The 15,240-nt window shown below is 71.0% G+C and carries 12 protein-coding genes; 9 read left to right on the top strand and 3 right to left on the bottom strand.

Annotated features, from left to right (window positions below; all coding sequences use genetic code 11):
* Window positions 1-18 precede the first annotated feature (18 nt).
* From R2J75_RS13720 to R2J75_RS13705, 4 genes are read left to right on the top strand one after another with little or no spacing between them, the layout of a single operon-like run.
* Complete coding sequence (locus tag R2J75_RS13720) at window positions 19-816, top strand: MqnA/MqnD/SBP family protein (protein WP_243334156.1); 798 nt, start codon at window positions 19-21, stop codon at window positions 814-816.
* Window positions 817-869: 53 nt separating this feature from the next.
* Window positions 870-1,616, top strand: a complete 747-nt coding sequence (locus R2J75_RS13715) for a YIP1 family protein (RefSeq protein ID WP_316410389.1) — start codon at window positions 870-872, stop codon at window positions 1,614-1,616.
* A gap of 9 nt (window positions 1,617-1,625) precedes the next feature.
* Complete coding sequence (locus R2J75_RS13710) at window positions 1,626-1,982, top strand: YbjQ family protein (RefSeq protein WP_243334158.1); 357 nt, start codon at window positions 1,626-1,628, stop codon at window positions 1,980-1,982.
* Window positions 1,979-2,554 (top strand): hypothetical protein, encoded by a 576-nt coding sequence (locus R2J75_RS13705; protein WP_279342759.1) that lies wholly within the window; start codon window positions 1,979-1,981, stop codon window positions 2,552-2,554. The genes R2J75_RS13710 and R2J75_RS13705 overlap by 4 nt, the downstream gene beginning before the upstream one ends.
* Before the next feature lie 49 nt (window positions 2,555-2,603).
* On the opposite strand, the gene R2J75_RS13700 is transcribed toward R2J75_RS13705, so the two are convergent.
* The 3 genes from R2J75_RS13700 to R2J75_RS13690 all read right to left on the bottom strand — a co-directional run bounded on the left by R2J75_RS13700 (window position 2,604) and on the right by R2J75_RS13690 (window position 5,359).
* On the bottom strand, window positions 2,604-3,620 hold the full coding sequence (locus R2J75_RS13700; protein WP_316410388.1) for a helix-turn-helix transcriptional regulator: 1,017 nt from the start codon (window positions 3,618-3,620) through the stop codon (window positions 2,604-2,606).
* 95 nt (window positions 3,621-3,715) lie between these two features.
* Entirely contained in the window at window positions 3,716-4,150 is a 435-nt protein-coding gene (locus R2J75_RS13695) for an arginine repressor (protein ID WP_316410387.1), read from the bottom strand.
* Window positions 4,151-4,429: 279 nt separating this feature from the next.
* Window positions 4,430-5,359, bottom strand: coding sequence for a tyrosine recombinase (locus R2J75_RS13690; protein WP_243334160.1), 930 nt, complete (start codon window positions 5,357-5,359; stop codon window positions 4,430-4,432).
* A 69-nt stretch (window positions 5,360-5,428) separates the two neighbouring features.
* On the opposite strand from R2J75_RS13690, the gene acpP reads away from it, so the two are divergent.
* From acpP to R2J75_RS13665, 5 genes are all read left to right on the top strand, one after another.
* Window positions 5,429-5,668, top strand: coding sequence for an acyl carrier protein (acpP, locus tag R2J75_RS13685; RefSeq protein WP_243334161.1), 240 nt, complete (start codon window positions 5,429-5,431; stop codon window positions 5,666-5,668).
* A 153-nt stretch (window positions 5,669-5,821) separates the two neighbouring features.
* Window positions 5,822-7,072: a beta-ketoacyl-ACP synthase II gene (gene fabF, locus R2J75_RS13680; protein ID WP_243334162.1), complete on the top strand. Its 1,251-nt coding sequence runs from the start codon at window positions 5,822-5,824 to the stop codon at window positions 7,070-7,072.
* Window positions 7,073-7,177: 105 nt separating this feature from the next.
* Complete coding sequence (uvrB, locus tag R2J75_RS13675; protein WP_243334163.1) at window positions 7,178-9,187, top strand: excinuclease ABC subunit UvrB; 2,010 nt, start codon at window positions 7,178-7,180, stop codon at window positions 9,185-9,187.
* 586 nt (window positions 9,188-9,773) lie between these two features.
* Window positions 9,774-10,187 carry a GxxExxY protein gene (locus R2J75_RS13670; protein ID WP_243334164.1) on the top strand — a complete coding sequence of 138 codons (414 nt, stop codon included), beginning with the start codon at window positions 9,774-9,776 and terminating at the stop codon, window positions 10,185-10,187.
* Between the two features lie 968 nt (window positions 10,188-11,155).
* Window positions 11,156-15,238 (top strand): DUF3857 domain-containing protein, encoded by a 4,083-nt coding sequence (locus R2J75_RS13665; RefSeq protein ID WP_316410386.1) that lies wholly within the window; start codon window positions 11,156-11,158, stop codon window positions 15,236-15,238.
* Window positions 15,239-15,240 lie beyond the last annotated feature (2 nt).

The raw sequence follows: 15,240 nt of genomic DNA, 5'->3' as shown, positions 1-15,240 counted from the left end.
CTCCCCGGAGGCCGCCTGATGCGCCTGACCATCGCCCACAGCCCCGATTCCGACGACGCCTACATGATGGCCCCGCTGGCCCTCGGGTGGCTGGACCCGGAGGGCTTCGAGTTCAGCTTCGTGCGCAAGGACATCGAGACCCTCAATGGGGAGGCCCTGGAGGGGCGGTACGAGGTGACGGCCATCAGCTTCGGCGCCTACCCGGAACTGCGGGACACCTACCAGCTGCTCACGGCGGGAAGCAGCATCCAGGAGGGGACGGGGCCCGTCGTCGTGTCCCGGGCGCCCCTGTCCCGGGAGGACCTGGCCGGGGTCACGGTGGCCGTGCCGGGCCTGCGCACCAGCGCCTACCTCTCCCTCCGGCGCTGGCTGCCCGGGGTGAAGGTGGAGCTCGTGCCCTTCGACCGGATCCTGGACGAGGTGGCGGCGGGAACCTTCGCCGCCGGCCTCCTCATCCACGAAAGCCAGCTGATGTACCAGGCCCTGGGCCTCCACAAGGTGGTGGACCTGGGCGCCTGGTGGAAGGAGACGCACGACCTGCCCCTGCCCATGGGCGGCAACGCCATCCGCAAGGACCTCCCCGCGCCGGTGAAGGCGCGCTTCGCCGCCCTCATGCGCCGCAGCGTCGTCACCGCCATGGCGCGCCATGCGGAGAGCGTCGCCTACGCCCAGAGCTTCGGCCGGGGCATGGACGACGAGATGATCGGCCGCTACGTGCGGGCCTGGGTCAATGAATTCACGGTGGATCCGGGTCCCCGGGGCCGCCGGGCCGTGGACCTGCTCCTGGGGCTCGAGGCGGATTGGATCCAGGGCTAGGAGCCTTGGGCCCGCGGTGCGAGAATCCAGGAAACCACCTGTGTGAGGTCCCCATGGAACCCTATCCGCCTACCGAGAGCCTGTACGGAAGCCAGCAGGAGCCTCCGGCGCCCGCCGCGCCGGGGCTGATGGACCAGCTCACGGGCGTCTTCACGGAGCCGGGGGCCCTCTTCGACCGCCTCCGCGCCACCCCCGTCTGGGGCGGGGCCCTGGGCCTGCTCCTGGCCGCCAACGCGGTCGTCACCGCGATCTGGGCCCTGCGCGTGGACGTGGACGCCATGCTCCGGCCGGTGCTGGAGGCCAACCCGAAGGTGCCCCCCGAACGCATCGACGAGATCATCCGGATGCAGGGCAAGTTCATGCTCCCCGTGGGCCTCCCCGTGGGCCTCGTGTTCATGGTCCTGACCTTCCTCCTGTCGGCCCTGGTGTTCTGGCTCGTCGGCAAGGGCCTGGCCGAGGGGGAGCGCCCCGGCTACGCCCAGGCCTTCTCGGCGGTCACCGTCTCCAGCCTGGTGGGCCTGCCCCGGGCCATCCTCCTGGCCATCATCTGCGGCCTGAGGAACTTCGGCGGCGCGACCCCCGACGCCCTCTCCCCCACCTCCCTGGGCTTCTACCTGGCTCCTGAACAGCCGAAGCTGCACGCCCTGTACAACAGCATGGACCTGTTCACCTTCGCCACCCTGGTCCTGACCTGGATCGCGGCCCGCCGGACCCTCCGGCTCAATGCGGCGGGCGCCGCCATCTGCACGGCCTGGATGGGCCTCCTGATGATCGTCCTGCCCCTGTTCCGCGCACACTAGGAGGAGCGCATGTCCCACATCACCATGCACCAGATCCCCATCCTCTCCACCTTCGATCCGCCCCCGGGGATGGAGATCGAGCGGGTGGTGGGCCCCTGCTGGGGCATCACCGTCCGCAGCCGCAGCGTCATCGGCACGGCCTGCGCCGGCTGCCAGCAGATCTTCGGCGGGGAGATCACCATGCTCACCGAGCTGGCCGGGGAGTCCCGCAACGAGGCCATGAACCGCCTGGAGCGGCACTGCCGGGAGATGGGCGCCAACGCCATCCTGGGCTTCCGCTTCGATTCCGGCGAGCTGATGCAGAACACCAACGAGATCGTGGCCTACGGGACGGCCGTGGTGCTCAGGGCCAAGCAGGCCCAGTGACCCGCCCGGGGCTCGATCCGGCCCTCGCCCGCAAGATCGATCGCCTAGCCCGCCGGGCCCACGCTTTCCACCGCTTCGCCCACCACCCCCTCTGCGGCGCCTACCGCGGGGAGGTGGTGGCGCTGGGGCGGTGGCGGCTCTGCCGGGGCTGCCTCCTGGGGGGCGCCGGCCTCGGGGCGGGCCTGGTCCTGGGGGGCGCCCTGCCGCCCCTGCCGTTGGCCGTGCCGGCGGCCCTGGCCGCCCTGGGCGCCGCCTGGGCCGCGGCCCTGGCCCGCCTGCGGCCGCCCAAGCTCCTCTCCCGGCTCCTGCCGGCGGCCCTCGCGGGCTTCACCGTCGGCGCCGCCCTCCGCCCGGGCCGCGTGGGGGGCTTCCTCCTGGCGGCCGGCGTGGCCGGGATCCTGGCCCTCTACCTGCGGGCCTACCGCCGCCGGGGGCCCCACCGGGAGGCCTGCGCCGCCTGTCCGGAACGGGACCTGGGAACCGCCTGCTCGGGCTACCGGGCCCAGGTGCGCCGGGAGCGGGCCTTCAGCCGCTTGGCCTCCCGATGGATCGCGCGGGGCGGGAAAGCCTGAGGGCCGCCCCGGTGGCCGGGGCGGCCCTCCCTGGAACCGGGTCGCCGGATCAGAGCCGGTCGATGCGGATCTCGATGCGGCCGGCCTTGGCGGGCTTGGGGGCCTCGGGGGCCTGGCGGGGCGGCTCGGGGCGCCGGCGGGGCTCGGCGTGGGATTCCCGGGGCTCGGGCCGGGGCTCCGGGCGGGGTTCGGGCCGGGGCGCGGGCTTGGGGGCCGGGGCCGCGGGGGCGGCGACCTTGCCGCCCCAGGTGATGCCCACCTGCTTGATGCGGTCCTGGAGGCGCTGGGGCTCCAGCACCTGGATCCCGTCGCCGAACTGCATGGCCCAGCGGGCGATGGCGCGGAGGTCGGTGCCGGTGAAGGAGACGAGGGCCTTGCCCTCCTCCTGCTCCTCGATCCGGAATTCGGGGAAGGGCGCCGGGGCCTGCCGCACGGCGAAGATCCACTGCTTGAGCAGCACGGCCTTCACCTGGATGGGCTCGCCGCCGAGCCAGCCGCCCACGTGGTTGGCGGGGGTGCCCTCCTTGTAGGGGCCCTGGGCGGCGCGGCCCATGCCCTCCACGAGGGAGACCTGGGCGATGATGTCGAGGCGGTGGTGGCGCTCGGCGTTGTAGCGGCGGTCCCAGCCCCAGACGTACCAGGCCTTGGCGAAGGTGTCGAAGATCAGCTGGCGGGGCTCGAAGGTCCGGGGCGGGTTGGCGTCGGCGTCCTGGAAGAGGAGTTCGACGGCCGCGCCGGCATGGATCGCCTGGAGCACCGTGAGGGCCTGGGGGGTGACGAGGCCGGGGTCCGGGGCGGGCGCGGCGGCGGGGGCCGGCGCGGCCGGAGCCTCGGGGGCGGCTTCCACGGCCGGGGCGGGCTCGGGCTCGGCCTTGGCCTTGCGGGGGGCCCGGGTCCGGGCGGCCTTGGGGGCCGGGGCTTCGGCGGTCTCGGCCGCGGCGGGGATGGGTTCGGGGACGGGCTCGGCCTTCCGGGCGCGGGTCCTCGCGGGCTTGGCCTTGGGCTCCGCGTCCGGCGTACCAGCAACGGGGGCGGCGTCAGGCTTTGTGGATTTACGAGGTGCCATCAGAGGTTCTCTCCTGGCTTCACTATGGCTGGAAGCGGCAGCCCCGTCCATCCGGTACGTGGGTCCCGGGCCGGGGCTCCGGCCGGGAAGTGCCTTCAGACACGTTCCTGCGGGGGGCCGAGGATCAGGCTGAGGCCCGCCTGGACCTCTTCCACGCGGGTGCCGCGCTGGAGCGCGACGAGCACCGTGTCGTCGCCGGCCACCAGGCCCGCCACGCCCGGCAGGGCCCTCCGGTCCAGGCGCTGGACGAGGCTCTGCGCCATCCCCTGGCCCGTCTGCAGGACCACCAGGCCTGGGGAGGCGGGCACGAGGGCGTAGGGCGGCGGCGCCTGGGTGCCGGTGGCGATCCGCTGGTACCGTCCCTGGCGCTTGCGGATGGACAGTTTGGCCAGGCGCCGGGAGAGGGTGCCCTGGGTCAGGCTGAAGCCCTCCTGGGCGAGGAGGCTGAGGAGCGTGGCCTGGTCGGGGATGGCCGTCTGGGACGTAATCCTTAGAATGGCTTGGTCTATGGCCTTCTTCCCTGGTTCCATGGGGCAGGTCCTTCCTGGGGCCATGCCTGGGGGGCGTTGCAAGCCCGAGCGCCAAGGCATGAATGAATGTTCGATTGGCCTCATTATGCTAGGCTGGGCCGGCTTTGAAGCCGCCAAGCAAGGTTAAGATCTTGAAATATCCCCTACCTGGGCGAATCCCTGCATATTCACCCGGTTTTTTGATCCCCCGCTCCCGGGGGGGTCGGCCCCGGCGCCTCCCCGTCCGGGTCCGGGGACGGCATTAAAAGGTAAATATCTGGTTGGAGGCCGGCGGGCACCTCAGGCCCGGGGGTGCATCCGGTCGTACAGGGCCCGGAGCCGGGCCTGGTGCACATGGGTGTAGATCTGGGTGGTGGAGATGTCCGCGTGGCCCAGCATGGCCTGGACGGCGCGCAGGTCCGCCCCGTGGTCCAGGAGGTGGGTGGCGAAGGCGTGGCGGAGCACGTGGGGGCTGACGGCCTCCCGGCGGATGCCGGCCTTGACGGCGTAGGCCTTGAGCAGGCGCCAGAAATGCTGTCGGGTGAGGGGTTCGCCGGACCGGCCCACGAAGAGGGTGTCCGCCTGGGGCCGGAAGCCGGGGCGGAGGGCGAGCCAGGCCCGGAGCCAGTGCTCCGCGCCCTCCCCGAAGGGAATGAGCCGCTCTTTCCGTCCCTTGCCCATCACTTTAAGGAAGCCTTCGTCCAGGAACAGGGACAGGCCCGAGAGCCCGGCCAGCTCCGAGACCCGGAGGCCCGAGGCGTACAGCAGCTCGATCCAGGCCCGGTCCCGCACGCCCAGGGGGACCGCGGTGTCCGGGGCGCCGAGGAGGGCCTCCACCTGGCCCTCGGTGAGGGTGCGGGGCAGGATGCGGGGCGGCCGCGGGGGGCGCACCACGGCCTCGGGGCCGGCCCCGGCCTCGCCCTCCAGGCGCTGGAAGGCCAGGAACTGGCGGAGGGCGGAGGAGAGGCGGGCGATGCTCCGGGCGGCCTTCCCGGAGGCCTGCTGGGTCACCAGGAAGGCGGTGACCCGCTCCCGGTCCAGGGCCGGCGGGGGCAGCTCCGCCTCCGTGGCCCACAGGGCCAGGTGCTGGAGGTCGGACAGGTAGCCCGCGACGGTGTGGGCCGACAGGCCCCGTTCCACCGCCAGGTGGGTCCGGAAGGCGCGAAGGGCCGCGGCCCAACCCAGGGGCCAGCCGTGTTCGGGCGTCGCGATCTGGGGTTCCCGGGGCATGGGGTCAAGTGTAGCCGCTTGGCAATCCGGAAAGGCCGTGATAGCCTCGTCAGGTTCTAAGGAGAGACCATGGCTGAAATTCGTAAAAAGGTCATTGCGATCATCGCCGAGCAGCTTGCCAAGCCTGAGGATTCCATTTCCGAGAACAGCCACTTCGTGGACGATCTCGGTGCCGACAGCCTGGACACCGTCGAGATCATCATGGCCATCGAGGAGGCCTTCGGGATCGAGATCCCCGAGAGCGAGCAGGAGAAGATCCGTACGGTTGGCGACGCCATCTCGTACATCGAGAAGAATGCCAAGGCCTGAGACCTCCTTGGGATGCCTATCCGCGCCGCAGGAAGGTGATTCCTGCGGCGTTTGCCTTTAGACCCAGCCAGGGCCTCCTCGCTTGTCTTCCCGACCGGAAGCGCGAACGGGGTCTGCCTGTGGCATCCTTGTCTTTGTCAATGAGGTGACGCCATGAGCACCGTTCAGCGCCGACGCGTTGTCATCACCGGCATGGGAACCGTCAATCCCTGCGGCAACACCGTCCCCGAGACCTGGGACAACCTCCTGGCCGGCAAGAGCGGGATCGGACTGATCACGCGGTTCGACGTGTCGGACTTCGCCTGCAAGATCGGCGGCGAGGTGAAGGGCTTCGAGCCCGACCGGTACATCGACAAAAAAGAACAGAAGAAGATGGACATCTTCATCCAGTACGCCATGGCCGCCGCCCAGGAAGCCATGGAGGACGCCGGCCTGGCGGGGATGGAGCTGACCAAGGCGGAGCGGGAGCTGTTCGGCATCTCCATCGGCTCCGGCATCGGCGGCCTCTCCACCATCTGGGAGGAGGCCCACGGCTACCGCGGCCCCCGCCGCACGAGCCCCTTCTTCATCCCGAGCCTCATCATCAACCTGGCCTCGGGCTTCGTGAGCATCAAGTACGGCCTCCAGGGCCCCAATTCCGCCGTGGCCACCGCCTGCGCCACCGGCACCCACGCCATCGGCGACGCGGCCCGGCAGATCATGTTCGGCTACGCGGACCGCATGGTGGCCGGCGGCAGCGATTCCGTCATCAACCCCCTGGGCCTGGGCGGCTTCGCCGCCATGCGCGCCCTGTCCACCCGCAACGACGCCCCCGAGCAGGCCAGCCGTCCCTTCGACAAGGGCCGGGACGGCTTCGTCATGGGCGAGGGCGCGGGCATCCTGGTCCTGGAGGAGTACGAGCTCGCCAAGGCCCGCGGCGCCAAGATCTATGCTGAGATCGCGGGCTACGGGATGAGCGGCGACGCCCACCACATCTCCAGCCCCAGCGAGGACGGCGACGGCCCCCGCCGGGTCATGCAGGCCGCCATCCGCGACGCGGGCATCGCCCCCGAGCAGATCGGCTACGTGAACGCCCACGGCACCTCGACCCCCGCGGGCGACCGCATCGAGTGCTCCGCCATCAAGCAGGTCTTCGGGGCCCACGCCGCGAAGCTGAAGGTGAGCTCCTCCAAGTCCATGACGGGCCACCTCCTGGGCGCCGCCGGCGGCCTGGAGACCATCGTCGCCGCCCTCGCGGCCAAGACCGGCAAGATCCCGCCCACCCTCAACGTGGTGGACCAGGATCCCGACTGCGACCTGGACGTCACCCCGCACACCGCGGGCACCTTCGACGCCGAATACACGCTGAACAACAACTTCGGCTTCGGCGGGACGAACGGCTGCGTGGTTCTCCGCCGGCTGTAGGCGCCCCCAGGCGCCCGGACAAGGCCCAGCGCCCCGGCGCTGGGCCTTTTTCTTCGATGGCCGGGGCGTTCGCCAAACGTTCGCCTTTCGGCTAGGATGGAGGGCATGGCCCGGTCGATCCCCTTCAAGCTCCATGCGCCATACCAGCCCGCCGGGGACCAGCCCCAGGCCATCGCCCAGCTGGTGAAGGGGGTCTCGGACGGCGAGCGCTTCCAGACGCTCCTCGGCGTGACGGGCAGCGGCAAGACCTTCACGATGGCCTCGGTCATCGCGGAGCTGGGGCGGCCCGCCCTGATCTTCGCGCCCAACAAGACGCTGGCGGCCCAGCTCTTCTCCGAGTTCAAGCAGTTCTTCCCCGAGAACGCGGTCGAGTACTTCGTCAGCTACTACGACTACTACCAGCCCGAGGCCTACGTCCCGGAGCGGGACCTGTTCATCGACAAGGACGCCAAGATCAACGACGAGCTGGAGAAGCTCCGCCTGTCGGCGACGCGCAACCTCCTGGAGCGGCGGGACGTGGTCGTGGTGGCCTCCGTGAGCTGCATCTACGGCCTGGGCGATCCGGGCAGCTACCTGAACCTCTCCGTGAACCTCCGGACCGGCGGGACCCGGGACCGGGCCATGCTCCTGCGGGACCTGGTGGCCATCCAGTACAGCCGCAACCAGATGAGCTTCGAGCCCGGCGTCTTCCGGGTTCGGGGCGACGTGGTGGAGGTGTATCCCGCGTACGAGGACACGGCCTACCGCATCGAACTCTGGGGGGACGAGGTGGAGCGCCTCTCCCGCATCGATCCCCTGCGGGGGACGGTCCTGGAGACCCTGCCCGAGCTGACCATCTGGCCCAAGAGCCACTACGTCACCCCCGAGGACCGCCTCAAGGAGGCCATCCGGGAGATCAAGGCGGAGCTGGAGGCGCGGGAGGAGGCGTTCCGGGCCGAGGGCCGCATCGTGGAGCTCCAGCGCCTCCATCAGCGCACCGTGTACGACCTGGAGATGATGAAGGAGATGGGCTACTGCTCGGGGATCGAGAACTACTCCCGGTTCCTGGACGGGCGCAATCCGGGCGAGCCCCCCCACACCCTCCTGGACTACTTCCCCGAGGACTTCGTCCTCTTCATGGACGAGAGCCACGTGGCCACGGGCCAGCTGCACGGCATGTACAACGGGGACCAGTCCCGGAAGCGCACCCTCGTGGACTACGGCTTCCGCCTGCCCGCGGCCCTGGACAACCGGCCCCTGCGCTTCGAGGAGTTCGAGACGCGGGTCAACCAGCTGGTCTTCGTGAGCGCGACCCCCGGGGAGTACGAGCTGACCCGGAGTGGCGGCGTCGTGGTGGAGCAGGTGGTCCGGCCCACGGGCCTCGTGGACCCCGAAGTGGAGGTGCGGCCCGTGGGGAACCAGGTGGACGACCTCCTGGAGGAGATCCGCAAGGTCACCGCCCGGGACGAGCGCGTCCTCGTGACCGTCCTGACCAAGAAGCTGGCGGAGCAGCTCACCTCGTACTACCAGGAGCTGGGCATCAAGGCCGAGTACCTCCACAGCGAGATCGACACCCTGGAGCGCGTGGAGCTCCTCAAGAACCTGCGCCGGGGCGTCTTCGACGTGCTCGTGGGCATCAACCTCCTGCGGGAGGGCCTGGACCTGCCGGAGGTGAGCCTGGTGGCCATCCTGGACGCCGACAAGGAGGGCTACCTGCGCAGCGCCCGGAGCCTGATCCAGACCATCGGCCGCGCCGCCCGCAACGTGAAGGGCAAGGCCATCCTCTATGCGGACCGGCGGACCGACTCCATGGAGACCGCCATCCGCGAGACGGAGCGCCGCCGCCTGAAGCAGCAGGAACACAACGCGGCCCATGGCATCACCCCCGAGACCGTGCGGCGCAACCTGGACGATGTCATGGGCGAGGCCCTGGCCCGGGAATTCATCACGGTCCCCAAGGAGGGCAAGGTGGCCGAGGAGCCGCTGCTCTACCTGGAGGAGCGGGAGTTCCAGCGGGAGGTGGCCAAGCTGGAGGCCCGCATGAAGGAACACGCCTCCCGCATGGAATTCGAGAAGGCCGCCGAACTGCGCGACCGGGTCCTCAAGGCCAGGCGGGAGCGGCTCCTCGCACCCTAGTTCCACCCAGGCCCTGGCCAAGGTCCGCGCGGCCCTCAAGCGCCTCCTGACCCAGCTGGGCTCGTGTCGGTAGACCGAATCACCGGAACCGCCTTGTTCCGATCCTTCGTGCTGGCGAGGGTGAGTAAAAAACCCGTACACCGAGTGCGCTGAGACACCGAGTCACGCGGAGTCGGCTTCGCGGTTCAGCACGCCGACCCATGCCACCCAGGCCCTGGCCCTCAAGCGCCTCCTGACCCAGCTGGGCTCGTGGCGGTAGATCGAATCACCGGAACCGCCTTGTTCCGATCCTTCGTGCTGGCGAGGGTGAGTAAAAAACCCGTACACCGAGTGCGCTGAGACACCGAGTCACGCGGAGTCGGCTTCGCGGTTCAGCACGCCGACCCATACCACCCAGGCCCTGGCCCGCTGGCGCGGGCCGCGATGCTGCGCATCGCTCGGCTGGGGGCTCCGGGCCTTCCGCATGCATGCCTGTGGGTGCCCTGCGCCCCCAGCCTTGGACGGGCCTGGGCTCAGCCGCCTCGGTAAACCTCGGTTTCGGGAACACACGCCGACCTCCTGGAATCCCACCGGCAGGAGCTCCCTCATGCACCAAAGCCCTCCTGACGACCGCCCCCATAGCGACCTGACCCGTTCCATCCTCGAATCCGCCATGCACGTCCAGAACCGCCTTGGGGTTGGCCTTTACGAAAAACCCTACAAGGTCTGTCTGGCCCATACCCTGCGCCAGAACGGGCACCGGGTCCTGCTGGAAGTCCACCTGGACATCACCTTCGAGGGGCTTCTGATTCCCGACTCCTACCTGATCGATCTCATGATCGATGACACGGTGATCGTTGAAGCCAAGGCTGTGGAGCGGCTGACCCCCATCCATCAGGCCCAGCTCCTCACCTATCTGCGCCTCTCTGGCAAGGAGGTGGGACTGCTTCTCAACTTCTGGGCCTGCCCGTTGAAAGATGGGGGAATCCAGCGGCTGGTGCTCAGTCGGGACCGGGCCTAGCCGGCCGCACTTGAGTCACCGAATGGATTGGCCGAGCATGACGGCCTTGGCCATCCGGTGCAAGGACCCTTGCGTGGCATGCTCAGGCTGCTCCAGAGTGGTCATCCGCACGATCTCCGCCTTGCGCTCCGCCGTGAGGGTGGCACCCGGCCTCCAGGAACCGGTCCCGCCACCGCCGGACGGTGTTGTAACCCACCTGGGGCTGGTCGGCGGTGGGCCGAACCTCAAGCCCAGGCCCGTCCAAGGCTGGGGGCGCAGGGCACCCACAGGCATGCATGCGGAAGGCCCGGAGCCCCCAGCCGAGCGATGCGCAGCATCGCGGCCCGCGCCAGCGGGCCAGGGCCTGGGTGGTATGGGTCGGCGTGCTGAACCGCGAAGCCGACTCCGCGTGACTCGGCCTCTCAGCGCACTCGGCGTACGGGTTTTTTACTCACCCTCGCCAGCACGAAGGACCGGAACAAGGCGGTTCCGGTGATTCGATCTACCGACACGAGCCAAGCTGGGTCAGGAGGCGCTTGAGGGCCAGGGCCTGGGTGGTATGGGTCGGCGTGCTGAACCGCGAAGCCGACTCCGCGTGACTCGGCCTCTCAGCGCACTCGGCGTACGGGTTTTTTACTCACCCTCGCCAGCACGAAGGATCGGAACAAGGCGGTTCCGGTGATTCGATCTACCGACACGAGCCAAGCTGGGTCAGGAGGCGCTTGAGGGCCAGGGCCTGGGTGGGATGGGTCGGCGTGCTGAACCGCGAAGCTGGCTCAGCGTGACTCGGAGTCTCGGCGCACTCGGCGTACGGGTTCTTTTCATACCCTTGCCGTTACGAAGGTACGGGACGCGATCGTTCCGGTGATTCGATCTGCCTGCCCTCGCAGCGGCCCTTCGGACGGCCTCACCCAAGGGCCTCGTCTTCCGGGTTGCTCTGGCCCCGGGATCGGTAAATAATCGACAAATCAACATTCTCTGGAGGTCGGATGATCCAGGCGCCTGCCCTCGGCATGGTCGTGTCCGCGCTCGTCGCGGGCCCCCTCGCGGCGCAGGCCGTCTGGGATCCGGGGGCGCCGTTCACGGCGAGTCCGCAGGAGCTGCTCCGGTTCTCCGGCCAGCACCCGGTCCTGGAGCGGGAGCCCGTGTGTCTCCTCTTCGAGGGGCGCTCCTGCTCGGTGGACGCCCAGGGCCGCCGGTACCGGGTGTTCCACACCATCTACCGGGTGGACGCCGATTCGCACCTGCGGGGCTGGAGCGAGATCTCCGCCACCTGGTCCTCCTGGTACCAGGAGAAGCCCGTGCTCCAGGCCCGCGTCATCAGCCCGGACGGGTCGGTCCATACCCTGGATCCGGCCACCCTGGGCGAGTACAGCAAGGGCCGGGGCGCGGAGGGGGCGGAAGCCGCCCGGCGCACCCTGGCCGGGCCCCTCCCGCACATGGCCCTGGGGGCGATCGTGGAGGAGGTGACGATCCTGCGCGACCACACCCCCTTCTTCGGGTCGGGCGGCTCGGGCCGGATCCCCCTGGCGCCCACGCCCACGGCCAAGGCCGTCCGGTTTTCCCTCGACGCGCCGGAGGGGGTGCCCCTGCGGTGGCAGGCGAAGGGTACGGGCCCGGTCCAGCCGGTGGAGGCGGTCAAGGACGGCCGGCGCTGGGTGCGCCTCGCCATGGGACCCCTGGCGCCGCCCTCCGACTCCGAGCCCAACGCGGACCCGGCCCGGTGGGACCGGCCGCGGGTGGAGTGGACGACCCAGCCCGGCTGGGGGGACCTGGCCGAGGCGTACGGGAAACTGATCCCCGCCGGCCTGCCCGATGACCTGAAGGCGTGGTTGGCGGGCCTGCCCGGGCAGGTGCCCGACGTGCGCGTCCGGGCGGCCACCGTGGTCACCCGGATGCACCAGCGCGTGCGCACCGAATTCGTGAGCTGGGGCGATGTGCCCCTGGCCCCCCGGGCGCCTGAAGAGACCCTCCGGCGGGGGGTCGGGGACGTCAAGGACAAGGCGGCCCTCCTGGTCCGCATGCTCGAGGCCGCGGGGATTCCCGCCCGCATGGCCCTCGTGCGCACCGAGGACCAGGACCAGAATCCCGAGGTGCCGGACCTCATGGGCTTCGATTTCGCCCTGGTGCGGGTGGAGGGGCGGGACGGCTTCTGGATCGATCCGGCCAATGACATCGTGCCGCTGGGGGTGCTCTATCCGGACGCCCAGGGTCGCGGCGCCCTCCTGGCGGGGCCGGGCGCGCGGGGCCTGGTGAAGACCGATCTCCTGGACGGGAAGGTCAACCGGGCCCTGGAGGTGCGGGAGGTCTTCCTGGCCGAGCAGGGGCCCGCCCGGGTGGTGGAGACCAGCGAGTACGGCGGCCTGGAGGATCTCAAGGTGCGCCGGAACCTGGGGGGACCCGATCCCGCCAAATCCCGGACCCAGCTGGCCGACTACGTCCGGAACGCCTACGACGCCAAGGCCGGCGAGGTGGTGGCGATGCCCGACCTGCGCGACCTCGCGGTCCCCGCCCGCTTCGTGCTGGAGGCCCGGGGGGTCGGCACGGCCCGCACGGGCTGGATCGACGCCTATGCCCAGCTCCATGTGTGGGGCATGTTCCGGGAATTCCAGAAGCTGCTGGAAGGCGACGGCAAGAAACCCCTGCCCCCGCGCACCCAGGACCTGGTGCAGCCCGAGCCCGTCCGGGTCGAATGGCGCTACCGCGTGCACCCGCCCAAGGGCTACGTGCTGCGGAGCCTCCCGGAGAGCGATCGCCTGCCCCTGGGGCCGGCGACCTTCACCCGGTCGTACGCCCGGGAAGGGGACGGCACGGCGCTCGCGTCCTTCGTCCTGGATTCGGGTCCGGCCCGGTGGACCCCGGCCCAGGTGGAGGCGGCCCGGAAGGCCCTCACCGCCTTCTCGGAATCGCGCCGCACCGACCTGATCTTCGACCAGGAGGGGGAGGCCCTCCTGAAGGCCGGGCGGGCTCCCGAGGCCCTGGCGGCCTTCCGCAAGCTGGCCGCGGACGAGCCCGCCAGCCCCCTGCCGTGGGCCCGCAAGGCCCAGGCCCTGCTGGGCCTCGGGCTGGGAGAAGCGGCCCGGGAAGCGGCCCGCAAGGGCGTCGCCCTGGCGCCCGGGTCCGCCCTGGCCCAGGACACGCTGGGATGGGTGCTCCAGTTCGACGAGGGCGGGCGGCGCTTCCACAAGGGCTGGGACCGGAAGGGGAGCTCGGAGGCCTACGAACGGGCCCTGGCCGCCGACCCGGACCTGGACGACACCCGCGCGGACTACGCCCTCCTGCTGGAGCGGAACGCGGACGGGGAGCGGTACGGCCCGGGGGCGGAGCTGGACAAGGCCATCGCCCTCTACAAGACGCTCCATGACAAGAAGCTCCACGGCCGGGACGAATCCTACCTGGCCGCCCTCGGCCAAGCCGGCCGGTTCAAGGAGGCCTGCGAGCTGGCGGCCTCCATGGAAGCCAGCCCCTTCCGAACCGGCTGGTGGGCCGCATCCCTCGTCCGCCTGAAGGGGGCGGACGCGGCTCTGGCGGAGCTGCGGGGCCTCCTGACGAACGCCTTCACCTGGGAGGGGGGCCTCCATGCGGCGGTCCTCCACCTCATGGATCTCCGGGACTACGCCGCCGCGGTGGCCGTCCTGAAGGCCTGCCCCGCCGGGGGCGAGGGCGCCGAGGCCCGCGGCCTGCTGCTGGAGGCCGCGACCCGGGCGGTGCCCGCCGAGTCCCGGACCCTGGACGCGGCGGATCCGCGCGCCGTCTTCGTGCGCCTGGCCTCCCTCCACGCGGGCGGGCTCAAGGGACCGGAGGACGTGGCGGGCCTCGTGACCCCCGGCCTGCGCGCGCACCTCCAGGTGGCGGAGAACTGGGACGTCCTCAAGGGTTCCCTGCGCCAGTTCAGCAGCGCGGCCCTGGACCTGGACCTGGATCCCCGGCCCGCCCTGGACGCCAGCCTGGCCCTCAGCGAATTCAAGGTGGAGGGGAGCGCGGCCCAGGGCTGGCGCGTGACGGTCCGGGCCCCGGGCCAGAAGGGGGCCCTCACCCAGGTCTGGGCCTTCTCCGCCGGGGAGGGCGGGTGCCGGCTCGCGGCCTTCCAGGCCGACCCCGGCACCTTCGGCCAGGAAGCCCTCACCCGCCTGGAGGCCGGGGACCTGGCCGGGGCCCGGGGCTTCCTGGACTGGGCGCGGGAGCTCCTGCCGGTCCAGGGCGGGGACGATCCCCTGGGGGGCCACCCCTTCCCCCACCTCTGGATCAAGGGCCGGGCCGCGGAGGCCGAGGCGACGCGCACGGCCGCCGCCGTCCTGGCCTGCCGGGAAAAGGAGGACGCCCGGATCCTGCCCCTCCTGGAGCAGGGCGGGGCCGCCGTCCGGGACCCCTTCAAGCGGGCCCGCCTGGACCAGGCCCTGATCATGGCCTATCTGACCCGCGAGGCCTGGGCGAAGGCGGAGGCCCCGGTGGCCCGCATCGCGGCGGTCCACGAGGATTCGCGGAACCTCCGGTTCGCCCAGGTCCTGGTCCTGCGGAACCTGGGGCGCTGGGAGGACCTCTACGCCTTGGAGGGGCGGGTGCTGGCCCGCTTCCCGGAGGATGAGGACATGCTGGGCTCCCGGGAGGCCACCCTCGCCCAGCTGGGGCGGAGCGACGAGCGCCTGCGGCTCGTGCAGACCAAGATGGACCACGGAACCGCCCAGCCCGGCGATCTCAACAACCTGGCCTGGTACAGCCTCCTGCTGGGGCGCGTGTCCGACACCACCCTGGAGGTGGCCCGCCGGGCCGCGCGGGCCAGCGATCCCCCCCATCCCGGCACCCTCCACACCCTGGCGGCCGTGCTCGCGGAGGTGGGACCGGTGCCGGAGGCGGCCAAGGCCCTCCAGGCCTCCCTGGCAGGCCGGCCCTCCGAGAGCCTGGGCTCCAACGAGTACTACGTCCTGGGGCGCATGGCGGAGCGCCTCGGTGAACCGGAGGTGGCCCGGGCCTGCTACCAGCGGGTGAAGCCGGACGACCCTCCGGCGCCGCCGGCGGACTCCTGCTGGTTCCTCGCCCAGCGGCGCCTGAAGGCCCTCGGCGCCGCCCTGTAAGC

Origin of the sequence: Mesoterricola sediminis, from assembly GCF_030295425.1 — a bacterium.
In the GTDB taxonomy this organism is placed as follows: Bacteria; Acidobacteriota; Holophagae; order Holophagales; family Holophagaceae; genus Mesoterricola; species Mesoterricola sediminis.
Note: the sequence above shows the minus strand (reverse complement) of the source record. Positions and strands in the feature narration are given on the sequence as shown.

What these genes read in the sequence shown, in the direction of transcription:
- R2J75_RS13695 (WP_316410387.1), bottom strand. Translation starts at nt 4,150, where the DNA reads ATGGAACCAGGGAAGAAGGCCATAGACCAAGCCATTCTAAGGATTACG.
- R2J75_RS13710 (WP_243334158.1), top strand. Translation starts at nt 1,626, where the DNA reads ATGTCCCACATCACCATGCACCAGATCCCCATCCTCTCCACCTTCGAT.
- R2J75_RS13690 (WP_243334160.1), bottom strand. Translation starts at nt 5,359, where the DNA reads ATGCCCCGGGAACCCCAGATCGCGACGCCCGAACACGGCTGGCCCCTG.
- uvrB (WP_243334163.1), top strand. Translation starts at nt 7,178, where the DNA reads ATGGCCCGGTCGATCCCCTTCAAGCTCCATGCGCCATACCAGCCCGCC.
- R2J75_RS13700 (WP_316410388.1), bottom strand. Translation starts at nt 3,620, where the DNA reads ATGGCACCTCGTAAATCCACAAAGCCTGACGCCGCCCCCGTTGCTGGT.
- R2J75_RS13720 (WP_243334156.1), top strand. Translation starts at nt 19, where the DNA reads ATGCGCCTGACCATCGCCCACAGCCCCGATTCCGACGACGCCTACATG.
- R2J75_RS13670 (WP_243334164.1), top strand. Translation starts at nt 9,774, where the DNA reads ATGCACCAAAGCCCTCCTGACGACCGCCCCCATAGCGACCTGACCCGT.
- R2J75_RS13665 (WP_316410386.1), top strand. Translation starts at nt 11,156, where the DNA reads ATGATCCAGGCGCCTGCCCTCGGCATGGTCGTGTCCGCGCTCGTCGCG.
- R2J75_RS13715 (WP_316410389.1), top strand. Translation starts at nt 870, where the DNA reads ATGGAACCCTATCCGCCTACCGAGAGCCTGTACGGAAGCCAGCAGGAG.
- fabF (WP_243334162.1), top strand. Translation starts at nt 5,822, where the DNA reads ATGAGCACCGTTCAGCGCCGACGCGTTGTCATCACCGGCATGGGAACC.
- acpP (WP_243334161.1), top strand. Translation starts at nt 5,429, where the DNA reads ATGGCTGAAATTCGTAAAAAGGTCATTGCGATCATCGCCGAGCAGCTT.